Source organism: Streptomyces sp. NPDC102402 (genome assembly GCF_044765765.1).
In the GTDB taxonomy this organism is placed as follows: domain Bacteria; phylum Actinomycetota; class Actinomycetes; order Streptomycetales; family Streptomycetaceae; genus Streptomyces.
Genome location: NZ_JBIWKR010000009.1, coordinates 162,430 through 184,864, shown reverse-complemented (window position 1 = coordinate 184,864; position 22,435 = coordinate 162,430). Strand labels below are relative to the sequence as shown.

At 70.6% G+C, this 22,435-nt stretch carries 13 protein-coding genes and 1 pseudogene; 8 read left to right on the top strand and 6 right to left on the bottom strand.

Annotated features, from left to right (window positions below; all coding sequences use genetic code 11):
- Nucleotides 1–261 precede the first annotated feature (261 nt).
- Nucleotides 262–1,275: pseudogene (locus ACIRJR_RS25390) on the top strand (peptidase); the annotation flags it as partial.
- 208 nt (nucleotides 1,276–1,483) lie between these two features.
- On the opposite strand, the gene ACIRJR_RS25385 reads toward ACIRJR_RS25390, so the two are convergent.
- From ACIRJR_RS25385 to ACIRJR_RS25375, 3 genes are all read right to left on the bottom strand, one after another.
- Nucleotides 1,484–2,017 carry a DUF4232 domain-containing protein gene (locus ACIRJR_RS25385; protein WP_403784587.1) on the bottom strand — a complete coding sequence of 178 codons (534 nt, stop codon included), beginning with the start codon at nucleotides 2,015–2,017 and terminating at the stop codon, nucleotides 1,484–1,486.
- Nucleotides 2,018–2,854: 837 nt separating this feature from the next.
- Entirely contained in the window at nucleotides 2,855–3,841 is a 987-nt protein-coding gene (locus ACIRJR_RS25380; protein WP_403784585.1) for an aldo/keto reductase, read from the bottom strand.
- 340 nt (nucleotides 3,842–4,181) lie between these two features.
- Nucleotides 4,182–4,604, bottom strand: coding sequence for a secondary thiamine-phosphate synthase enzyme YjbQ (locus ACIRJR_RS25375; RefSeq protein WP_403784583.1), 423 nt, complete (start codon nucleotides 4,602–4,604; stop codon nucleotides 4,182–4,184).
- 76 nt (nucleotides 4,605–4,680) lie between these two features.
- On the opposite strand from ACIRJR_RS25375, the gene ACIRJR_RS25370 reads away from it, so the two are divergent.
- Complete coding sequence (locus tag ACIRJR_RS25370) at nucleotides 4,681–5,841, top strand: NAD(P)-binding domain-containing protein (RefSeq protein WP_403784581.1); 1,161 nt, start codon at nucleotides 4,681–4,683, stop codon at nucleotides 5,839–5,841.
- Between the two features lie 363 nt (nucleotides 5,842–6,204).
- On the opposite strand, the gene ACIRJR_RS25365 is transcribed toward ACIRJR_RS25370, so the two are convergent.
- Nucleotides 6,205–8,010, bottom strand: coding sequence for an ABC transporter ATP-binding protein (locus ACIRJR_RS25365; RefSeq protein ID WP_403784579.1), 1,806 nt, complete (start codon nucleotides 8,008–8,010; stop codon nucleotides 6,205–6,207).
- Between the two features lie 152 nt (nucleotides 8,011–8,162).
- Between ACIRJR_RS25365 and ACIRJR_RS25360 the strand changes: the two genes are divergently transcribed.
- The 5 genes from ACIRJR_RS25360 (at nucleotide 8,163) to ACIRJR_RS25340 (ending at nucleotide 17,295) form a co-directional block, all read left to right on the top strand.
- A complete protein-coding gene (locus ACIRJR_RS25360; protein WP_403784577.1) occupies nucleotides 8,163–8,609 on the top strand; it encodes a MarR family winged helix-turn-helix transcriptional regulator in 447 nt (148 codons plus the stop codon).
- 46 nt (nucleotides 8,610–8,655) lie between these two features.
- Entirely contained in the window at nucleotides 8,656–11,598 is a 2,943-nt protein-coding gene (locus ACIRJR_RS25355; RefSeq protein WP_403784575.1) for an FAD-binding and (Fe-S)-binding domain-containing protein, read from the top strand.
- A 334-nt stretch (nucleotides 11,599–11,932) separates the two neighbouring features.
- A complete protein-coding gene (locus tag ACIRJR_RS25350) occupies nucleotides 11,933–13,795 on the top strand; it encodes an ABC transporter transmembrane domain-containing protein (protein WP_403784573.1) in 1,863 nt (620 codons plus the stop codon).
- Nucleotides 13,792–15,573: an ABC transporter ATP-binding protein gene (locus ACIRJR_RS25345; RefSeq protein WP_403784571.1), complete on the top strand. Its 1,782-nt coding sequence runs from the start codon at nucleotides 13,792–13,794 to the stop codon at nucleotides 15,571–15,573. The genes ACIRJR_RS25350 and ACIRJR_RS25345 overlap by 4 nt, the downstream gene beginning before the upstream one ends.
- Before the next feature lie 366 nt (nucleotides 15,574–15,939).
- Nucleotides 15,940–17,295 (top strand): NAD(P)/FAD-dependent oxidoreductase, encoded by a 1,356-nt coding sequence (locus tag ACIRJR_RS25340; protein ID WP_403784569.1) that lies wholly within the window; start codon nucleotides 15,940–15,942, stop codon nucleotides 17,293–17,295.
- 64 nt (nucleotides 17,296–17,359) lie between these two features.
- Here the strand turns inward: ACIRJR_RS25340 and ACIRJR_RS25335 are convergent, their stop codons facing one another.
- On the bottom strand, nucleotides 17,360–18,895 hold the full coding sequence (locus ACIRJR_RS25335) for an ATP-dependent DNA ligase (RefSeq protein WP_403784567.1): 1,536 nt from the start codon (nucleotides 18,893–18,895) through the stop codon (nucleotides 17,360–17,362).
- 53 nt (nucleotides 18,896–18,948) lie between these two features.
- Complete coding sequence (locus tag ACIRJR_RS25330) at nucleotides 18,949–19,740, bottom strand: metal-dependent hydrolase (protein ID WP_403784565.1); 792 nt, start codon at nucleotides 19,738–19,740, stop codon at nucleotides 18,949–18,951.
- A 156-nt stretch (nucleotides 19,741–19,896) separates the two neighbouring features.
- Here ACIRJR_RS25330 and ACIRJR_RS25325 point away from each other — a divergent pair, with 156 nt between their 5' ends.
- Nucleotides 19,897–22,410: a DEAD/DEAH box helicase gene (locus tag ACIRJR_RS25325; RefSeq protein ID WP_403784563.1), complete on the top strand. Its 2,514-nt coding sequence runs from the start codon at nucleotides 19,897–19,899 to the stop codon at nucleotides 22,408–22,410.
- The last annotated feature ends 25 nt before the right edge of the window (nucleotides 22,411–22,435 follow it).

Below are 22,435 nucleotides of genomic sequence, written 5' to 3'. Positions count from 1 at the left end.
GCCGAGGCAGCAGGTCGAGCCGCGGTCGGCCGTCCACCGATCCGAGAAGAGGGGGCCGCCCGCCTCGGCGAGAGCCGGGATCAGGTCGCCCTCGGCGACATCCCGGTCCGCCGCCCGTGGCCGGTTTCGATCGCTCATGTCCGTGTTCTGTCACGACGGGTCCGGCTGGCACAACCCGCCTTGATCCGCGCCTGTCTTGCGAGGTGAGGGACCGCAGTTCGTTGTTCGCTGCCCCACCAGCCCCGCGACTGAAGGACTTCCATGCGCATCTCAGATTCCCGTAGCCGTATCCTGCGCGGCGGGACCGCCGCCGTAGCCGCAACGCTGGTGGCGGTGGCTGCCGTGCCAGCGCTCGCCGCCGCCTCGGAGCCGGATCTCGGCGTCGGAACGATCGCCCCGGTCGAGGGGGTTCAGCCCGGAAGCTCGTTCTCGACCCCGCTGACCTTCCTCAACAAGGGGACGGCGGAAGTGCCCGCGGTCTGGGTGACGTACGCCGTGCCGCCGGGCCTCAAGGCGGACGAGACGTACAAGAACTGCACGTACTACACCGTCCCCTCGTACGACGAGATGCCCGCGTCGAACGTCGCTTCCTGCAAGATCGAGCAGCCGCTGAAGCCGGGTGTCGTCTACGGCACGGCGAAGCCCGTCTCGCTCAAGGCGCTCGGCTCCGCGTTCCGCGAGGACCTGCGGGTGACAATCGGCACGGACGCGCCGGACCCGGGCGACGGCGGCTCCAGCGAGCCCGTGCCGGGCACAGGCGACCCGCTCACCCTCGTGGAGAAGCCTCCGGCCACCGAAACCGACCGGCAGAACCACCCCGGGCCCGTCGCCAAGGCCGAGGTGAACGTTGCGAACACCGCCGATTTCGCCCTGACCGGCACCGAGGCGAAGGGGAAGGCGGGCGACAAGGTCACCGCGACGGTGAAGTTCGCCAACAAGGGCCCCGCCCGCATCCAGGGCACCCGCGACGAGAGCGTCACCACCGTCGACGTCCACATCCCGAAGGGCACCTCCGTCGTCAAGGCCCACGGATTCTGCGACGCGGTCACCAAGACCCACTACCGCTGCGGAACCTCCCAGTCCTGGGTCGACGTGAACGGCGGCGAGAGCTACCCCTTCGTCCTGCGCATCGACAAGGCCGTAGGCCGCACCACCGGCGAAGTCTCCTTCACCGGCCAGGAGCGCCCCTTCGACCACAACGCCGAGAACGACACCGCGCACATCGTGATCGAGACGAGTAAGGGCGCCAGCACCACCTCCGGCCCGACCGGCTCCGCTGCCCGGCAGAGCTGACAGCACGCCCTTGACGCCGACGTCTCCGCCCTTGCGCTGACGTCCGCGTCAAGGCCGACGGACGCTGCCGGCCCCTGGAAGCCGTGGAGCCAGGCGAATCTGCGTTCGAAGAACGAGCTTGGACCCGGAACCGGTCGGAGGACTGGCGCCGTTCCGCGGAGCGGCGCCGGTCCTCCGGTCGGTACGGGACTCAGACGGCGGGCGGGGTGTCGCTCCAGGCCGTGACCGACAGATCACCGTTGTCCACGTCTTGTTCGAAGGGGACGGTGCTGTGCGCGTTGCCACCCGTGGGCGATATCTGCAGGTAGTGGGCGGCTGCCGTATCAGCTCCGGTGTGCGTCCACACGAGGTCGGCGTAGGCCGAGTCGCCGGCCTGCAGGGTGACATCGTGCGGCCGGGGGTCCGTGGCGAAGTAGGTGTCGCCGTGCTCGGTCTGCGTCGGCAGCGCGGTGTGGCCGCTGCCTTCCAGGGCAAGGCCCGCGTAGCCGGAAAGCACGCATGTGGCGTTCCCGGTGTTGGTGAGCTTCAGGAACGTCCCGGCATGGTTCATGCCCGCCTGTTCGGTCCCGAGCTGCGTCGTGGTCGCCTTCAGAGTGCCAGGCTGGCATTCCTGCGTAGCTCGCGCCGTAGACGATGTGGCGTCAGATGCAAAAGCTGCCCCCGTTCCTGCGGCAGCGAAAGCGACCGCAGCGGTGACGGCGATGGTGGCTCGCGAGATGACCATGTGCGTTCCTCCTTGCAGTTCGTGCTCACGTACGGAGGCAGTCGAAACTTCCTCTGTACAGACGCCTTGCCGCGAGGAACAGCGCCAATGTCACTGAACAGTCACAAGAGGACAGGAAGCGAATGATCGGACCGAGGTGACCGGATATCGGCTTCCACGCCGAGCCTACTGGGTGCGAGGGCTCGGCAAAGCGATCGCTCACGCATACGCCCGCAGCGCGACGCTCGCCTTCACCGCGACTGGCGCTGAGCCCTATCCGGCCTAGGCGAGGTGCTGATCGAGGTACCGATCCTGGTCTGCGTGCCGCTGCCATGGCGGCGCAAGTTCACATCGGCGGCCCGTCAGGGGCTCGGCCTCAGCAGGTCGCCCCTCCGGCAACGCCCAATCACTTTACTTCCGCAACGCGACCAGCCGCTGCGCCTCAGAGGCGAGCCCTCGGCCTAGGAGCCCCCGCTGGGAGAATCCTGGGAGATGATCTTCTCCCGGATACCAACCGAGCCCCCTCGAAACCACCTGAGCCCTACCTCCTGAACTGCAGGTTTACGAGACCCGCAGGTACCGATCCCGCTCGGCCCTCATTCGGGACGAAGGTCGTGGGTTCGAATCCCGCCGTTCCGAAAGCTGAAATACCAGGCCAGAGGGCCCAGTGTGTACGTTGCACTGGACCCTCTGGCGTTGCTGCGTGAGTACCGCTCGCGATCGCCCCGACGAGGCCGTGCATGACCACGGCCCGGCCTGGATCACGGGGCGGAGCTGCTTCCGGTAGACCTCTTCAGCAACGGAACGGCCACCCGTCCTGGCTTCGTCGCCGAAGCCCCCGACCTGCCGCGTGGACCATCAGTGGACGGCGTCGAGCCGGGCTCGCTGCTCAACTGTCAGCTCCAGGTCCACCGCGGCCAGGTTCTCCTCCAGTTGGGCCAGGGACGACGCCCCGGCCAGCGGGATGACCGGCAGCTCGCCGCCGATCTGCCAGGAGAGGACGACCTGGTTGACGGTGGCGCCGGTCTCCCGGGCGACGGAACGCAGCTCGGCGAGCCGGGCCGGGGTGCCCGGGTGGTCGTAGTCCGGCGGCAGCGGCTTGTCCTCGCGTACGTACGCACCGGCGAGCAGCGGGGAGTAGGCGACGAGGGTCAGGGCGGGCTCAGCCCGGAGGTAGCCGAACAATTCGGGGCCGGCGTGGCCGAGGCTGCCGTCCGGGAAGAGGTCGCTCGGCACGTCGAACCGGGGGCGCAGGTGGCTGTGCTGGTACTGGAGCAACTCGTATCCGGGCAGCCCGGCAGCGGCGGCCAGCGCCCGGGCCCGTTCGACCCGCCACATCGCCTGGTTGCTGGCGCCGAGGAGTCCGACCGTACCCTCCGCGGCCAAGGCGCCGAACCCCTCAACGGTCTCCTGCTGCGGTACGGAATAGTCGTCGATATGTGCGTACAGCAGGTCCAGCTTGTCGACACCCAGCCGTTCCCGGCTGGCCTCGGCCGCTTCGCGGATCACCTTGGCCGACAGACCTTCCGGGTTGTCGACGAAGCCGGTACCGGGAGCCAGGGGACGGGCGCCGAGCTTGGTGGCGATGACGATCTCGTCACCGACGCCCCGGCTGCGCCGCCACCGGCCCAGGACGTTCTCGCTGTGACCGCCCTGTCCCCCGTCGGTCCAGAAGGCGTAGTTGTCGGACGTGTCGATGAAGTTCCCGCCCGCTTCGACGTAGCGGTCGAGAAGGGCGAATGAGGTCTTCTCATCGGTGAGCGAACCGAACAGCATCGCGCCGAGCGCGAGCACGCTCACCTCACGCCGGTGGGCAGGGTCGGTGCCTATGGTGCGGTATTTCATGGTTGTCCTCCCCTTCGTCCCGGTGGTCCGGGCTCGATGGGGAGTCTGCATTTTGAAGTGCACTCCAGGTCAAGCGTTCCGGGGCTCCCCATGAACGGAATCCCCGGGCGCCTTAGCGGCGGACCTCGGCCCACTGCCAGCAATAGCCTGACGAGGGTCAGGCCCAGGCGCGTTGCCGATCAGCAGGCGTTCGATGCGGGGGATGCCGAGTTCCTCGCGGATGGCATCCCTCCCCAGCGCACACCGCCGCGCAGCACTGCTCATCCAGCCCTGCCCAGAGCTGGACCTCTCTCACTTGGTGCGGCCGAACATCACTCCTGCAGTGACGGCAGACGCAGCCTCACCCGAAGAACGACAGACGGATGTGACGGTTTGCATTGTCGCGATTCGTATCCACCAGGCAGACCGACTGCCACGTCCCCAGTTCCAGTTGCCCCCCGATCACCGGCAGTGTCGCATGCGGCGGCACCAAGGCGGGGAGGACGTGGTCGCGGCCGTGGCCGGGGCTTCCGTGCCGGTGGCGCCAGCGGTCGTCGGCGGGGAGCAGGGTCTGGAGAGCGGTGAGCAGGTCGTCGTCGCTGCCGGCCCCCGTTTCCAGGATGGCGATACCCGCAGTGGCATGAGGTACGAAGACATTGAGCAGGCCGTCCCTGCCGTGAGCGGTGCGGGCCAGGAATTCCGTGCAGTCCGCAGTGAGGTCCATGACCGTCTCGGTCCGTCCGGTGGTGACGCTCAGCAGATGCGTGGCAAAGGTGTCGGGCATGGCCCCATTCTCCCGCCGCGGGAGCGCGCCGCACCCCCGGGGGAAGATCCCAGGGACGGCCAGGGTTGGTAGAAGCGTGAACAACTTCGGGACACGTGAGCTGGACGTGGTCGTCATCGGCGCCGGGCAGGCGGGACTGTCCGCCGCCTATCACCTGCAGCGCGCCGGTCTCGGATCCGACCGGGACTTCGTGGTGCTGGACCACGCCCCCGGCCCCGGCGGCGCCTGGCAGTTCCGCTGGCCCTCGCTCACGTACGGCAAGGTGCACGGCATGCACTCCCTGCCCGGCATGGAACTCACGGGCGCCGACGAAAGCCGCCCCTCCTCGGAGGTCATAGGCGCGTACTTCGACGCCTACGAACACCGCTTCGACCTGCGGGTGCACCGCCCCGTCGACGTGAACGCCGTGCGCGAGGGGGAGGACGAGCGGCTGCTCGTCGAGTCCTCCGAGGGTACGTACGCCACGCGCACGCTGATCAACGCCACAGGCACGTGGGACCGGCCGTTCTGGCCGCGCTATCCGGGGCAGGAGTCCTTCAGGGGAAGGCAGTTGCACACGGCGAGCTATCCGGGGCCCGGAGAGTTCGCCGGACTTCGCGTGATCGTCGTCGGCGGCGGCGCGTCCGGAACCCAGCACCTGATGGAGATCGCCGGGACGGCCGCGGAGACGTACTGGGTGACGCGCCGGCCCCCGGTGTTCCGGGAGGGGCGGTTCGGCGAGGAGCAGGGGCGGGCCGCGGTGGCCATGGTGGAGGAGCGCGTACGGCGGGGACTGCCGCCGCAGAGTGTGGTGAGCGTGACCGGGCTGCCGCTCAACGACGCCGTCCGGCGCGCTCGCGAGCAGGGCATCCTCGATCCGCTGCCCATGTTCGAGCGAATCACCCCAGGCGGAGTGGTCTGGGCCGATGGCCGCGTGGTCGAGGCCGATGTGATCCTCTGGGCGACCGGCTTCCGGGCCGCTGTCGATCACCTGGCACCACTGAGGCTCCGCGAGCCGGGCGGCGGGATACGTGTGGAGGACACCCGCGCGGCGCGTGACGCGCGCATCCATCTCGTCGGGTACGGGCCGTCCGCGAGCACGATCGGCGCCAACCGGGCCGGCCGGGCCGCGGTCCGTTCGGTCACCCGGCTGTTGGACAGGGTGACCGAGCCCGAGTCTGCGCACCCGGCTGCCGGACAGGGCGTCCGCCCGGGCCTGAGCACCCGGCTGCCGGACAGGGAGTCCGCGCGGGCCTGAGCGCATCGGGGCGATACCAGAACACACGAACAGGGGATCGGGTGTTCGCTCGAACGCGTGGCCGTTCCGGGATTGACCGCTCAACTGCCGTACGGCGGTTGATGATTACTACACGCACACGGCGGGCTGCAGACCGCTACTGCGCATGTCCCACAGATGCACCACGCAACAAGGAGAACGACCGAGATGAACTTCCTGACCAACCTGCTTGCCGGCGTAGTCCACTTCGTGGGTTGGCTCGTCTGACCGTCACCGCACCACGGCGCCGCTGCTCCCCGTCCCACGGGAGCGGCGGCGCTGCCGCATATCAGCCTGTCGAGGAGCCCGGGTCCCCCGAGAGCGGGCGGCGTGCGATGCGACGCCTCAGGTAACGACCGGAGCCGGATGACTGTCGCCGCGGATCAGGGCGGCATAGCGTCCGTCCCGCGCGAGCAGCTCCTCGTGTGTGCCACGCTCTGCCACCCGGCCGTCGTCCAGGACGACGATCTGGTCCGCGTCGCGAACGGTGGAGAGCCGGTGCGCGATGGTGAGCGTGGTGCGGCCCTTCGACAGGGCGTCGATGGCTTGCTGCACCGCGTGTTCCGTACGGGTGTCGAGGGCGCTGGTCGCCTCGTCGAGGATCAGCACCGGCGGGTCACGGAGGATGGTCCGGGCGATCGCCAGACGCTGCTTCTCGCCGCCCGAGAATCGGTACCCGCGTTCGCCGACGAGGGTGTCGTAGCCGTCGGGCAGTCCGGCGATGTGGTCGTGGATCTGTGCGGTGCGGGCCGCGGCCTCGATCTCCTCGTCGGTGGCGTCCGGCTTGGCGAAGCGGAGGTTCTCGGCGACCGAGGCATGGAAGAGATAGGTCTCCTGGGAGACCACGCCTACAGCCCGGGCGAGGGTGTCGAAGTCCAGGTCACGGACATCGACGCCGTCGATCGTGACCCGGCCCGCCGTGACGTCGTACAGCCGTGGAACCAGGTAGCTGAGCGTGGACTTGCCCGATCCGGTGGAACCGACGACGGCCAGGCTGCTCCCCGCGGGCACGGTCACGTCGATGCCGCTCAGGGTCGGGCGGCTCTTCGGGTCGTAGCCGAAGGTGACGTCCTCGAAGGCGAGGTCGCCGCGGACCTCTTCCAGGCGGACGGGCTTCTCGGGCTCGGTGATGTCCACGTCGAGGTCGAGGTACTCGAAGATGCGCGCGAACAGGGCGAGGGACGTCTGCATCTGCACGCCGGTGGAGAGCAGGCTCACGGCCGGCCGGAAGAGCCCCTGCTGGAGCGAGACGAAGGCGACCAGCGTGCCGATGGAGACGGCCGTGACACCCGACTGGAGCGTGAGGCCCGCGGCCCAGTAGATGACCGCGGGCATGGCGGCCATCACGATCCCGATGGTCGACATCCTCCAGCGCCCCGCCATGCTGGAGCGCACCTCGAGGTCGACCAGGCGCTCCGACTCCTCGGAGAAGGCCTTGGTGAGGGAGTCGGAGCGGCCCATGGTCCGGCCGAGCAGGATTCCGCTGACCGAGAGCGATTCGGTGACCGTCGCCGCCATCGCCGCCATCTGCCTCTGGCGCTGAGTGGTGATCTTCTTGCGCTCCCGGCCCACACGGCGGCTGATCCAGACGAAGACCGGCAGCAGGAGCAGCGAGACGACGGTGAGCCGCCAGTCCAGCGCGAGCATCGCGACGACGGTGGCGACGACGGAGGTGAGATTGGAGACCAGGGAGGTCGCCGTGGAGGTGACCGTCGCCTGCATCCCGCCGATGTCGTTGGCGATGCGGGACTGGACCTCGCCGGTGCGGGTCCTGGTGAAGAAGGCGAGCGGCATCCGCTGCAGCTGGGTGTAGACGGCGGTGCGCAGGTCGTGCATCACACGCTGGCCGACCGTCGTGGAGATCAGGGTCTGCAGGACACCGAAGACGCTGTTCATCACGGCGGTGAGGATCATGCCGAGCGCGAGCAGCGTGAGCAGCCCCGTGCGCCCCTGAGGGATCGCGGTGTCCAGGACCTCGCGCAGCAGGAACGGTGAGGCGACCGACACGAGCGACGAGGCGCCGACCAGCAGTCCGACCACGGTGAGTCTGGCGCGGTAGGGGCGGAAGAGCCGGAAGATGCGGCGCAGCTCGGCGGGCGGCTGCCCGCTGTCCGACGCCGGAGGTGTCCAGTCGGGTTCTTCGGGTTTCATGAGCTCCTTCGGGAGTGTGGGACGGAAGCATGCGGGGCGTGAGAGCCGGGTCTCGCGTCTGAAGGCTTCGGAGGTCGGCGCGCGCCACTTTCGGGAGCTTAGCTCATTGTTACCTCTATTCACAATGAACAAGGTCCTGATATTGTTCCCGTATGGAATCCCCCGACTCCGACGGCATGCTCGCCGAGCAACTGCTGCGGCTCACCCGCAGGCTCCAGCGCATCCAGAGCCGGCAGCTGGAGCCGATAGGCATCACCCCCGCGCAGTTCCGCCTCCTGCGCACGACCGCGCACTACGACGGTCCACCCCGTATGGCCGATCTCGCCGAGCGCCTGGACGTCGTCCCCCGAGCGGTGACCACCCTGGTCGACGGCCTGGAGTCGAGCGGCCGTGTGCGGCGCGTCCCGGATCCGACCAATCGCCGGGTGGTGCGTATCGAGATCACCGAGGAGGGCCGCGCGGTGCTCCGTTCGATGCGCGACGCGCGGAAGGCGGCCGCAGAGGAGATCCTGGCTCCATTGACCGCCGGACAGCGTGAGGTGCTCGGCGGTCTGCTCACCGCTCTGGTCGACGGGATGCCGGAGCGCCGCCGCTGCTGAGGCGTGCGGTGCGGCCACCGCACCGCGCCGTCGAGGGGACCCTGACATGCCGCTGCTGGAGCCGAAGCCGGAATCCCTGCGCCCTCGTACGACACGGGAGCCGTCCCCCGATCGGGTGCCGGGCTGGAAGGCCTCGGGGACCCCTGCGGAGCTGCGGGCCGGCCTGACGGCTCTGCTGGGCCCGGAGAAGGTGCTGTGGAAGGTCTCCGACCTGGTGCGGTACGCCTCCGACGCCAGCCCCTACCGCTTCCTCCCGCAGGTCGTGCTGGTCCCGGAGGATCTGGACGATGTCTCCGCGATCCTCTCCTACGCGCACGGCAACGGCCGGAGTGTCGTCTTCCGCGCTGCGGGCACCAGCCTCAACGGCCAGGCGCAGGGCGAGGACATCCTCGTCGACGTACGCCGGCACTGGACGGGCATCGAGGTCCTGGACGGCGGCGCACGGGCCCGGATCCGGCCCGGGACCACCGTGATGCGGGCCAACGCCGCGCTGGCCCGGCACGGCCGGACCCTGGGGCCCGATCCCGCGAGCGCCATCGCCTGCACCATCGGCGGTGTCGTGGCGAACAACGCCTCGGGGATGACCGCGGGCACCACCCGGAACTCGTACCGCACGGTCTCCTCGCTGACCTTCGTCCTGCCGAGCGGCACGGTGGTCGACACCGGCGAGCCGGACGCCGACGAGCTGCTGCGTCACGCGGAACCACACCTGTGCGACGAGCTGCTGGCCCTCAAGGCGGAGATCGAGGCGGACGAGCCGCTCACCGCCCGGATCCGCGCCAAGTACGAGATCAAGAACACCAACGGTTACCGCCTCGACGCCTTCCTCGACGGCTCGACACCCGTGGAGATCCTGCGCGGTCTGATGGTCGGCTCCGAGGGGACCTTCGGTTTCATCTCCGAGGTCGTCTTCGACACCCTGCCCCTGGACCGCCGTGTCGCCTCCGCCCTGCTGTTCTTCCCCTCGCTCACGGCGGCAGCGGCGGCGGTGCCTCGGTTCAACGAGGCGGGGGCGTCGGCTGTGGAGCTCATGGACGGCAACACCCTGCGCGCCTCGGTCCGGGTCGACGGCGTCCCCTCGGACTGGGCGGGGCTCCCGCAGGAGACGACCGCGCTCCTGGTGGAGTTCCGCGCCCCGGACGAGGACGCGCTGGCCGCCTGCGAGCAGGCGGCGGCCTCCGTCGTCGCGGACCTCGATCTGGTGGCTCCGGCGGTCTCCGTGACCAATCGGTTCACCCGCGACGCCGCCACCGTCTCCGGCTACTGGAAGGCACGTAAGGCGTTCGTCACCGCCGTCGGCGGCTCACGCCCCTCGGGCACGACGCTGATCACCGAGGACTTCGCCGTCCCCCCGTCCCGGCTCTCGGAAGCCTGCGAGGCACTGCTCACCCTCCAGGCCGTCCATGGCTTCGACGCCGCTGTGGCGGGTCACGCGGCGCACGGGAATCTGCACTTCCTGCTCGCCTTCGACGCCGCGCGACCGGCCGACGTCGACCGGTACGCCGCGTTCATGGACGAGTTCTGCGCACTCGTCGTCGACCGCTTCGACGGGTCGCTGAAGGCGGAGCACGCAACAGGCCGCAACATCGCGCCTTTCCTGGAGCGGGAATGGGGCCCCACCGCGACGGATCTGATGTGGCGTACGAAGCAGGCCATCGACCCCGACGGCGTCCTCGCACCCCGGGTCGTCCTCGACCGGGATCCGAAGGCACATCTGCGGGGTCTCAAGACCATCCCCAAGGTCGAACCGGTCGCCGACCCCTGCATCGAGTGCGGGTTCTGTGAACCGACCTGCCCCAGCGAGGACCTCACCACGACTCCGCGTCAACGGATCGTGCTGCGGAGGGAGATGATGCGTCAGCCGGGTGGCTCACCCGTGGAGGCGGGGCTGCTCGACGCGTACGGCTACGACGCGGTGGACACCTGCGCCGGCGACTCCACGTGCAAACTCGCGTGCCCGGTCGGCATCGACACCGGGGCGATGATGAAGGACTTCCGCCATCACCGGCACTCCCCGCGTGAGGAGCGCGTGGCGGCCCTGACGGCGCAGCACTTCAAGGTCGTCGAGGCCTCGGCGCGGGTCGCCCTCGGCGTCGCCGGCCTGGTGACACGCCACGCCGGCGACCGGCTGCTCGAGGCCGTGACGCGGCTGGCCCGCAAGGCCGTGGACCCGGATCTGGTGCCGGAATGGCTGCCCGAGATCCCCGGTGCCGCTCCCCGAGGACTGCCGCCGACCTCCCGGGCGGGCGCGAGCGCCGTCTACTACCCGGCCTGCGTGAACCGCATCTTCGCCGGCCCGGACGACGCCGGTGCGCTGTCACTCGCCGAGTCCGTCGTCTCCCTGTCCGCGCGGGCCGGCAGGCCGGTCTGGATCCCGGAGGACGTCGCCGGGACCTGCTGCGCGACGATCTGGCACTCCAAGGGGTACGACGTCGCCAACGCCGTCATGGCCAACCGGATCGTGGAGGCCGCGTGGGGCTGGACCGCCGGCGGCTCGCTGCCTCTGGTGGTCGACGCGTCGTCGTGCACGCTGGGTCTGGCGCACGAGGTCGTGCCTTACCTCACCGAGGACAATCTGGCCCTGCACCAGGAGCTCACGGTCGTCGACTCACTGGTCTGGGCCGCCGACGAACTGCTCCCTTCCCTGACCGTGTTCCGCAGGACGGGTTCGGCCGTCCTGCACCCCACGTGTTCGATGGAGCATCTGAGGGATGTGACGCACCTGCGCACGCTGGCCGAGGCGTGCGCCGAGGAGGTCGTCGTGCCGGACGACGTGGGCTGCTGCGGGTTCGCCGGCGACCGGGGCATGCTCCACAAGGAGCTCACCGACTCGGCGACCGCCAAGGAGGCGGCAGAGGTCAACACCCGGGAGTACGACGTCTATCTGTCGGCGAACAGGACGTGCGAGATCGGGATGGACCGGGCGACCGGGCACCGCTACCACTCGGCACTCATCGAGCTCGAGCGCGCGACCCGTCCCGTTCTCTGACTGGGGGGGCACGGGCACCCGAGGAACACGGGCACCGACGGACACGCCCCCGAAGGCGGAGTACCGCGCCCGCGAGCGCACCGCAAGCGCACCGCAAGCGCCCCGCGAACACGCACCGCAAGCGCACCGCAAGCGCACCGCGAACACGCCCCGCGAACACGCCCCGCGAGCGCGACCCGCTTCGGCCGGTCCCCGGCGGGGTGGGTGATGACTCCGGGGCCGGGAAATAATCGCTTGCCTCGGACGGGGGCAGGAAGCGAACCTTGCACGGTTTGGTCCCCCACTGTTCCACGAGGTCCGCCACGGATCTCCGCTTCCGATCCCTTGGGACGTCATGCAGATTCGCGATCTTCCGTATTCGGATCCCGGCGATCCCGACGTACGGTCAGGCCCTCGCTTCCTCTTCTGGCTCGGGCGACGTCAGCTCGCCGGTCAGCTCAAGTCCCTTTCCTGGGGGCTGCTCCATCACTGCGCGATCGCGGGCCTCCCGCTCGCCGTCGGCCTGGCGGTGCAGGCCGTCATCGACGACTCCGGCCGGGACCTCGCGACGGCCGGCGTCCTCCTCGTCGTCCTCGGCATCCTCATCGCCGTGGGCGACACGATGCTCCACCGGACGGCGGTCACCAACTGGATCACCGCGGCCGCCCGGGTGCAGCAGCTGCTGGCCCGAAGGACGGCCGAACTGGGCTCCGCGCTGACCCGGAGAGTGGCGGCCGGCGAGGTGGTCGCCGTCAGTACGGGCGATGTCGAGAAGATCGGCTGGTTCGTCGAGGCGCTGTCGCGCTTCCTCGCCGCCGCGACGGCACTCGTGCTGATCTGCGTGGGCTTGGTCCTCTATCTCCCCTCGCTCGGTGTGCTGGTCGCGATCGCCACTCCCGTCCTCGCGCTGGCCGTCCTGCCGCTGCTCCCCCGGGCGACCCGCCGGGCCGATCTGCAGCGGGAGAAGGCGGGCCGGGCCACGGAGCTGGCCTCCGACACGGTCGCCGGTCTGCGGGTGCTGCGTGGCATCGGCGGCGAGGAGCTGTTCCTCGGCCGGTACCGGCGTGCCTCGCAGGAGGTCCGCAAGGCCGCCGTGCACAGTGCGCGGATGTGGGCGCTCATCTCGGCGATCCAGGTGTTCCTGCCGGGCGTGCTGCTGATCTCGCTGGTCTGGTACGGCGCCACGCTGGCCAGGGACGGCCGGATCGACGTCGGTCAGCTGGTCACCGTGTACAGCGCGGCGACCCTGATGCTCTTCCCGCTGCGCAACGTGGAGGAGATCGCCATGGCGTACTCCTTCTCGCGACCGTCCGCGCAGCGCGCGGTCAGGGTGCTGTCCCTGCGGCGCAGCACCCGTCCCCCTACGGTGGATGCCGCGGCCGACCCCCGTGGGGATCTGTACGACCCGGTGACCGGGCTGATGGCTCCTCAGGGCCTGTTCACGGCCGTGGTCTGCGGCGATCCCGACGAAGCGGGGCGGCTGGCGGAACGGCTCGGTGGCCACGCCGAGGCGGACGACGCGGCTGGACCGGTCCCCTCGGTACTGCTCGGCGGTGTGCCGCTGGACGAGCTGCCGCTCGGCTCGGCGCGGACCGCGGTGCTGGTGCAGGACAAGGACCCGGTGCTGCTCTCGGGCACGCTCCGGGAGCTGCTGGACGTCCCGTCCTCCGGCGGCGTGGCGGCCGAGGACGCGCTGGCCGCGGCCCGGTGCGGTGATGTCCTCGACGCGCTGGCCCAGGCGTCCGTGGACGCCGGCGGCGACCCGATGGACACCAGGATCACCGAGCGCGGCAGGTCGCTGTCCGGCGGTCAGCGGCAGCGTCTCGCGCTGGCCCGCTCCCTCGTCACCGACCCTGAGGCACTCGTGCTCGACGAGCCGACGTCCGCCGTCGACTCCCACACGGAGGCCGGGGTCGCCGCCGGTATCGAGGAGCTGCGCCGGGGCCGTACGACGGTGGCGTTCGCCTCGTCCCCGCTGCTGCTGGACGTCGCGGACCGCGTCGTGCTCGTCCACGAGGGCACCGTCGTGGCAGCCGGCACGCACCGCGAACTGCTGCGGGACGAACCGCGGTACCGGGCGGTGGTGACCCGGGAGACCGAGGACGAGGCCGCGGCGGCCGCCGCTCGGGACGGTCTCAGCGTGATCGGCGGGCTGCGGACGGCTCCGGCGGTCGAGGAAATGGCCCGTGCGGTCGAGGAAATCGAGGAGCGAGCATGATCGGCGTGGCACCACCGGGGTACGACCCGGCCGCACCGCAGTCGGCTACGACCCTGCCGGTCGGTTCGCCCACGACCGTGCGGAAGTACGTCCGCTCCCTGCTGCGGCGTCACCGCACGGCCTTCGCACTGCTCATCACCGTCAACGCGGTCGCTGTGGTGGCATCGATCACCGGGCCGTATCTGCTGGGCGGGCTGGTCGAGGATCTCTCGAACGGGGTGACCGACCTCCATCTGGAGCGGACCGCCGCGGTGTTCGCTCTCGCCCTGGTCGTGCAGACCGTGTTCACGCGGATGATGCGGTTGCGCGGGGCGGTCCTGGGCGAGGAGATGCTCGCCGACCTGCGCGAGGACTTCCTCGTACGGTCGGTCGGGCTGCCGCCCGGTGTACTGGAGCGGGCCGGCACCGGGGACCTGCTGTCCAGGATCACCACGGACATCGACCGGCTGGCCAACGCGATGCGTGAGGCCGTGCCGCAGCTGGCGATCGGCGTGGTCTGGGCCGGGCTGCTGCTCGGTGCGCTGACCGTCACCGCGCCGCCTCTGGCCCTGGCCGTCCTGATCGCGCTCCCGGTGCTCGTCACCGGCTGCCGCTGGTACTTCAAGCGGGCTCCCTCCGCCTACCGCTCGGAGGCGGCCGGGTACGCGGCGGTCGCGGCCGTGCTGGCCGAGACCGTGGACGCGGGACGGACCGTGGAGGCGCACCGGCTGGGGGCGCGACGGGTCGCGCTGTCGGACCGGCGGGTCGAGGAGTGGACGGCCTGGGAGCGGTACACCCTGTTCCTCCGGTCGGTGCTCTTCCCGGTCATCAACACGACCTACGTGACGATCCTCGGCGCGGTGCTGCTGCTCGGCGGCTGGTTCGTGATGGAGGACTGGATCACCGTCGGGCAGCTGACGACGGGGGCTCTGCTGGCGCAGATGATGGTGGACCCGATCGGCCTGATCCTGCGCTGGTACGACGAGCTGCAGGTCGCCCAGGTGTCGCTGGCCAGGCTCGTCGGCGTACGCGAGATCGAACCCGGCGCGGGTGACGACAGCGTCGGCCCCGACGGCCGGGAGGTACGGGCCGAGCAGGTGCGGTTCGGCTACCGCACGGGCGTCGACGTCCTGCGTGAGGTCTCGCTGGACGTCGCCCCGGGCACCCGGATGGCACTGGTCGGGCCCTCCGGCGCGGGCAAGTCCACGCTGGGAAGGCTGCTGGCCGGGATCTACGCTCCCCGCACGGGTTCGGTCTCGCTGGGCGGCGCCGAGCTGTCGGGGATGACGGCGGAGCGCGTACGGAGCCATGTGGCGCTGGTCAACCAGGAGCACCACGTGTTCGTGGGCTCGCTCCGGGACAACCTCCTCCTCGCGCGGACGGATGCCGAGGACGCGGAGCTGTGGGCCTCGCTGGCGGCGGTGGACGCCGACGGCTGGGCGAAGGCTCTCGACGAGGGGCTGGACGCGGAGGTCGGCTCGGGCGGTCTGGCCCTCACCCCGGCGCAGGCGCAGCAGATCGCCCTGGCGCGGCTCGTCCTGGCGGACCCGCACACGCTGGTGCTGGACGAGGCGACCTCGCTGCTCGACCCGCGGGCGGCGCGTCATCTGGAGCGCTCGCTGGCGCGGGTGCTGGAGGGCCGTACGGTCATCGCGATCGCGCACCGTCTGCACACGGCGCACGACGCGGATGTGATCGCGGTCGTGGAGGACGGCCGGATCAGCGAACTGGGCAGTCACGACGAGCTGGTGGCCGCGGACGGCGCGTACGCGGCGCTCTGGCGGTCCTGGCACGGGTGATCCGCCGAGGACCCCGGGCCCTCATGGCGTCATGGGCCCGGGGTCCGTCCGCTCCGGCGTCGCGCCGGCCGGGGGACACGCTGCCGGCGCGGGAACACCCTGCCGGCCGGGGGCACGCTGCCGGGCGTCCGGTACGGCTCCGGGGCGGTACCGCTTCGTCGAGGGCCGGGTGATCAGGTCCCACGTGCGCGTCCTCGCCGAGTCTCCCCCCGTCCCTCCGAGGCCCGGCCCGGTATCGGCCAGCGAAGGGACGGCCCGGTCACAAGAGGCGGACTCGGTCCCCTGCGGTGAGGATGAGGAAGTGACTGGCCCCGGATCCGGGGCAGGCGAGCGATGACCGCGTAAGCCCGAGAAGGGACGCACACCGTGGCACGACCCAGGATTCTCGTTGTCGGCGCCGGCTTTGCCGGGGTCGAGTGCGTACGCCGGCTGGAGCGCACCCTCGCTCCTGGTGAGGCGGAGATCGCGCTCGTCACCCCGTTCTCGTACCAGCTCTACCTGCCGTTGCTCCCTCAGGTCGCATCAGGGGTGCTCACCCCTCAGTCGGTCGCCGTCTCCCTGCGGCGGAGCCGGCGCCACCGCACCCGGATCGTTCCGGGCGGGGCCATCGGAGTGGACACCAAGGCGAAGGTCTGTGTGGTCCGCAAGATCACGGACGAGATCGTCAACGAGCCGTACGACTACATCGTGATGGCCGCCGGGAGCGTCACCCGGACCTTCGACATCCCCGGGCTGGTGGACAACGCCCGGGGCATGAAGACCCTGGCCGAGGCGGCCTACATCCGGGACCACGTCATCTCGCAGCTCGATCTGGCCGATGCCAGTCAGGACGAGGAGGAGCGGGCGTCCAGGCTTCAGTTCGTCGTGGTGGGCGGCGGTTACGCCGGTACGGAGACGGCCGCGTGTCTGCAACTGCTGACCACCAACGCCGTCAAGCACTATCCCCGGCTGGACCCCAAGCTGATCAAGTGGCATCTGATCGACATCGCGCCCAAGCTCATGCCCGAGCTCGGCGACAAGCTCGGTACCAGCGCCCTCGAGATCCTGCGCAAGCGCGGCATCGAGGTCTCGCTCGGCGTCTCCGTGGCGGAGGCGGGCCCGGACAAGGTGACCTTCACGGACGGCCGGGTACTGCCCTGCCGCACGCTGATCTGGACCGCGGGGGTCGCGGCGAGCCCGCTCGTCGCCACCCTCGGCGCCGAGACCGTACGCGGCCGGCTCGCGGTGACGCCGGAGATGGCTCTGCCCGGCGCCGACGGGGTGTTCGCGCTCGGCGACGCGGCGGCGGTCCCCGACCTGACCAAGGACGACGGGGCGATCTGCCCGCCCACCGCTCAGCACGCCATGCGCCAGGGCCGCAAGCTGGCGGACAACATCATCGCGTCCCTGCGCGGCCGGGCCATGCAGCCGTACGTGCACAAGGACCTCGGTCTGGTCGTGGACCTCGGGGGCCGGGACGCGGTGTCCAAGCCGCTGGGGATCGAGCTGAGGGGCATGCCGGCCCAGGCCGCCGCGCGCGGCTACCACTGGGCGGCCCTGCGGACCAACGTCGCCAAGACCCGGGTCATGACCAACTGGCTGCTCAACGCGATCGCCGGGGACGACTTCGTGCGCACCGGGTTCCAGGCCCGCAAGCAGGCCACCCTGCGCGACTTCGAGTACACCGACGCCTACCTGACGCCGGAGGAGATCCGCGCGCACACCGCCGGCGCGGACGCCTGAGGCCGGGCCGCCTCGCTCCGGCCCCCTCTCCCCCGGCTTGCGCCGCGCGGGCAGGGGGCCGGTGTCACGTCCTGCGGGAGAGCACCGTGTCGATCGTGTCCGCCTCCTGCGGCCGCTTGTCCTCCCGGTAGCGCAGGACACGGGCGAACCGCAGTGTGACGCCCGCCGGGTAGCGGGTAGAGTTCTGCAGTCCGTCGTAGGCGATCTCCACGACGAGCTCCGGACGCACTGTCACCACGTGACCGTCGTCGCCGGTGGCCAGCTCCTGGAGGCGTTCGGTCTGCCAGGTGAGCAGGGCGTCCGTGAGCCCTTTGAAGGTCTTGCCCAGCATCGCGAACGTGCCGTCCTCCCTGAGCGCCCCCAGGTGGAGGTTGGAGAGCTTCCCGGTGCGCCGGCCGTGGCCCCACTCGGCTGCCAGCACCACGAGGTCCAGGGTGTGCACGGGTTTCACCTTCAGCCAGGAGGCACCTCTCCTGCCCGCGCTGTACACCGCGGTGGCCCCCTTGACCACGACACCCTCGTGCCCGCGGGCCAGCGTGGCCTCGGAGAACGCCACGGCGGCCCCGCGCTGCGCCTCGTCGGCGGGGTCCTCCACGACGACGCGCCGTACGCGCATCGGTTCGGGGACCAGGCCGGCCAGCTCACGGTGGCGTTCGGCGAGGGGGAGGTCGAGGAGTTCGCGTCCGTCCACGGACAGGATGTCGAAGAAGACGGGGACCACGGGGACGGCGTCCGCGGCGGTGGCGACGTCGCGGCGGGAGCCCACCCGGCCGGCGGTCTCCTGGAACGGCCGGGGTCTCCCGTCGGGGCCGCGCGCGATGACCTCGCCGTCGAGGATGAACCGGCCGGCCGGGAAGCCGCTCACCGCCGTGGCGAGCTCGGGGACCCGGTCGCTGATGTCGTCGAGTGTCCGGGTGTAGACGCGCACCTGGGGCCCGTCCCGGTGCACCTGTACGCGGATGCCGTCCAGCTTCTCCTCCACGGCGCAGGGTCCGAGCCGGTCGATCGCCTCGGTGACCGAGCGCGCGGTGTGCGCCAGCATGGGCTGGACGGGCCTGCCGACGGTGAGCCGGAAGGACGCGAGGGCCACGGGGCCCTCGGCGAGCAGCGCACGGGCGACGGGCCCGAGGGATCCGGCGAGCATGACGGCACGCCGCACCTCGGCGGGCGGGGCTCCGGCGGCATCGGCCAGGGCGTCGACGGCGACGGCGTCGAGCGCGCCCTGGCGCACCTCTCCGGTGAGCAGAGCGCGCAGGAATCTCTGTTCGTCCTCGGTGGCGGCTCCGAGCAGCCGCGTCAGACGGTCCTTGCGGGCGGACTGCGAGCCCGGACCGGACAGGGCGCCGATCGCCGTCAGCTCCGTGTTCGTCTCCGTCACGGTGAGCGTGGGCGTGGCGGCCGGCTCCACCGGGCCGCGCAGAGCGCTCCAGCCGATCCCGAGCCGCCCCTGCGGGAGGCGTCCGGCGAGATACGGGATGACGACCGGGACGTCCTCCGGCCCCGCCTCCCGGAAGAGCGCGGCCAGCAGGGTGGTCTTGCGGGTCCGGGCCGAGGTCGCGGCGACCTCCAGGGACACGTGGGCGAGCCGGGCGAGCAGCATGCGGCCATGGTCCTACGGCGGCGGCCGGGGCGCTCGCGGAGAGGGCTCGGGCGTCAGATGACGTTGAGCGCCGCCGCGGCGCCCACTCCCCCGAGGATCATGAAGGCGGGCATCAGCACCTTGATCTCCACCCAGCTGCCGGCCCGGAAGCGCATGAACTTCGGGGGTCCGAGCGGGTACCACCGCTTGCGTCCCAGCGGGATCGGCCACAGGATCGGGCAGCCGGAGACGGTGAGCGCGTCGCCGACGCAGTGGACGAGCGCCCCGAGGACGATCGGCAGCCCCAGCCACAGGTACTCCTGGCCGGGCTCGGTGAACAGCCAGCCCGAACCCTGTCCCGGCTTGTCGAGCACTCCCGCCAGGATCCAGGCGCTGGTGGCTCCGAGCAGCCAGACGAGGACGTCGCTGGAGACCCGTGCCGCCCGCCACAGGAGCCCCTCCACGGCGAGGACGAGGTGCACGAAGAGTATGGCCAGGACCGCCCACCGGCCACCGGTGACGGCGGCGAGGGAGCAGCCGGCACCGATCAGCACCGCCCAGAGCCAGGTGTGCGTGAGAGTGCGGTGGCCACCGGTCCGGCGAGGGTCGCCCGGGCCCTTGGTCGCCTTGTAGACCGAGTAGGAGAGTTTGTCGACGATCTCGCAGAGGGCCTTGGAGACGGGGCCGAAGGCCCGCGAGATCGTGGCCGACTTGTGGTCGAGGTCGGGGGCGAGCGCCGCGCCCGCGGTGATCAGGGCGCCGACGACCAGGACGGGCCAGGGCATGGTGTGGCCCGCGGCGGCCGCCGCGGCACCCACCCCCAGCCAGGCCGCCGCCCCTGACAGAGAGTGTGCCGGTCCCATCATGGCTGTTCGCGCCCCCATCGTGATTCGGCCGAACGTCCAGGCCGGGCCGTCATTGCCTCTGCGAGACAGCCGAGTTGAGTGTGCAGCGTATCGCCCGTGATCTTCGCTGTGTCCGCCGGTTCCCTCATCCGGGCAGGAGACAGGCAAGATGGGGGCGTGACCCTTATCGATCAGCTGCCCCCGACCGCCGACCCGGACGCCCTCTTCGAGGCCTTCTCGTCATGGACCGAAACGCAGGGCATCACCCTCTATCCGGCTCAGGAGGAGGCGCTGATCGAGGTGGTCTCCGGAGCCAACGTGATCCTTTCCACCCCCACGGGCTCCGGCAAGAGCCTGGTCGCGGCGGGTGCGCACTTCACGGCGCTGGCCCAGGACAAGGTCACCTTCTACACCGCGCCGATCAAGGCCCTGGTCTCGGAGAAGTTCTTCGACCTGTGCAAGCTGTTCGGCACGGAGAACGTCGGCATGCTGACCGGTGACGCCTCGGTCAACGCCGACGCCCCGGTCATCTGCTGCACCGCCGAGGTGCTCGCGTCGATCGCGCTGCGTGACGGCAAGTACGCCGACATCGGCCAGGTCGTGATGGACGAGTTCCACTTCTACGCGGAGCAGGACCGCGGCTGGGCCTGGCAGATCCCGATCCTCGAGCTCCCGCAGGCACAGTTCGTGCTGATGTCGGCGACCCTCGGTGACGTCAAGATGTTCGAGGAGGACCTGACCCGCCGCACCGGACGCCCCACCTCCGTGGTGCGCTCGGCGACGCGTCCGGTCCCGCTCAGCTACGAGTACCGGCTGACGCCGATCACCGAGACGCTCACCGAGCTCCTGGACACCCGGCAGTCGCCCGTCTACATCGTGCACTTCACGCAGGCCGCGGCCGTGGAGCGGGCGCAGTCGCTGATGAGCATCAACATGTGCACGAAGGAGGAGAAGGAGAAGATCGCCGATCTGATCGGCAACTTCCGCTTCACCACCAAGTTCGGCCAGAACCTCTCCCGCTACGTACGGCACGGGATCGGCGTGCACCACGCGGGCATGCTCCCCAAGTACCGCCGTCTCGTCGAGAAGCTGGCCCAGGCGGGCCTGCTGAAGGTGATCTGCGGTACGGACACGCTGGGTGTCGGCGTCAACGTCCCCATCCGCACGGTGCTGTTCACCGCGCTCACCAAGTACGACGGGACCCGGGTGCGGACGCTGCGCGCCCGGGAGTTCCACCAGATCGCGGGCCGCGCCGGCCGGGCGGGCTTCGACACGGCCGGCTTCGTCGTCGCGCAGGCTCCCGAGCACGTCATCGAGAACGAGAAGGCCGTCAAGAAGGCCGGCGACGACCCCAAGAAGAAGCGCAAGGTGGTCCGCAAGAAGGCCCCCGAAGGCTTCGTCGCCTGGTCGGAGACGACCTTCGACAAGCTGATCCAGTCCGAGCCCGAGCCGCTGACCTCCCGCTTCCGCGTCACCCACACCATGCTGCTCTCGGTGATCGCCCGGCCGGGCAACGCGTTCGCGGCGATGCGTCATCTGCTGGAGGACAACCACGAGCCGCGCAGGGCCCAGCTGCGGCACATCCGCCGCGCCATCGCCATCTACCGCTCGCTGCTCGACGGCGGTGTGGTGGAGCAGCTCGACACGCCCGACGCGGAGGGCCGGATCGTCCGTCTCACCGTCGACCTCCAGCAGGACTTCGCGCTCAATCAGCCGCTGTCCACGTTCGCGCTGGCCGCCTTCGACCTGCTGGACGCCGAATCCCCTTCGTACGCGCTGGACATGGTGTCCGTGGTCGAGTCGACGCTCGACGACCCGCGCCAGATCCTGGCCGCCCAGCAGAACAAGGCGCGGGGCGAGGCCGTCGGGCAGATGAAGGCGGACGGCGTCGAGTACGAGGAGCGGATGGAGCGGCTCCAGGAGGTCACGTACCCGAAGCCGCTCAGCGAGCTGCTCTGGCACGCCTACGACGTGTACCGGACGAGTCACCCGTGGGTCGGTGACCACCCGGTGTCCCCGAAGTCGGTGATCCGCGACATGTACGAACGGGCCATGACCTTCACGGAGTTCACCTCGAACTACGAGCTGGCCCGTACCGAGGGCATCGTGCTGCGCTATCTGGCGAGCGCGTACAAGGCGCTCGAGCACACCATCCCCGACGACCTGAAGTCCGAGGACCTGGAGGACCTGATCGCCTGGCTGGGCGAGATGGTGCGTCAGGTGGACTCGAGTCTGCTGGACGAATGGGAGCAGCTGGCCAACCCGGAGGTGGAGACCGCGGAGCAGGCGCAGGAGCGGGCCGACGAGGTCAAGCCGGTGACGGCCAACGCCCGCGCCTTCCGCGTCCTGGTGCGCAACGCCATGTTCCGGCGGGTGGAGCTGGCCGCCCTGGACCGGGTGCGCGACCTGGGTGAGCTGGACGGCGACGCGGGCTGGGACGAGGACGCGTGGGGCGAGGCCATGGACGCCTACTGGGACGCGCACGAGGAGCTGGGCACGGGCCCGGACGCGCGCGGCCCGAAGCTGCTGAAGATCGACGAGGACCCCGGGCACGGTCTGTGGCGGGTGTGGCAGGCCTTCGCCGACCCCGCCGGGGACCACGACTGGGGAATTCGTGCGGAGGTCGATCTCGCGGCCTCCGACGAGGAGGGCCGGGCGGTCGTCCGGGTCACGGCCGTGGGCCAGCTGTGACGGCGCGCCGGCCAGGAGAGTGGAG

Bases quoted from the DNA above. Each gene is read 5' to 3' on its own strand.
- ACIRJR_RS25355 (WP_403784575.1), top strand. From the start codon at position 8,656: ATGCCGCTGCTGGAGCCGAAGCCGGAATCCCTGCGCCCTCGTACGACA.
- ACIRJR_RS25385 (WP_403784587.1), bottom strand. From the start codon at position 2,017: ATGGTCATCTCGCGAGCCACCATCGCCGTCACCGCTGCGGTCGCTTTC.
- ACIRJR_RS25360 (WP_403784577.1), top strand. From the start codon at position 8,163: ATGGAATCCCCCGACTCCGACGGCATGCTCGCCGAGCAACTGCTGCGG.
- ACIRJR_RS25380 (WP_403784585.1), bottom strand. From the start codon at position 3,841: ATGAAATACCGCACCATAGGCACCGACCCTGCCCACCGGCGTGAGGTG.
- ACIRJR_RS25365 (WP_403784579.1), bottom strand. From the start codon at position 8,010: ATGAAACCCGAAGAACCCGACTGGACACCTCCGGCGTCGGACAGCGGG.
- ACIRJR_RS25350 (WP_403784573.1), top strand. From the start codon at position 11,933: ATGCAGATTCGCGATCTTCCGTATTCGGATCCCGGCGATCCCGACGTA.
- ACIRJR_RS25375 (WP_403784583.1), bottom strand. From the start codon at position 4,604: ATGCCCGACACCTTTGCCACGCATCTGCTGAGCGTCACCACCGGACGG.
- ACIRJR_RS25345 (WP_403784571.1), top strand. From the start codon at position 13,792: ATGATCGGCGTGGCACCACCGGGGTACGACCCGGCCGCACCGCAGTCG.
- ACIRJR_RS25335 (WP_403784567.1), bottom strand. From the start codon at position 18,895: ATGCTGCTCGCCCGGCTCGCCCACGTGTCCCTGGAGGTCGCCGCGACC.
- ACIRJR_RS25330 (WP_403784565.1), bottom strand. From the start codon at position 19,740: ATGATGGGACCGGCACACTCTCTGTCAGGGGCGGCGGCCTGGCTGGGG.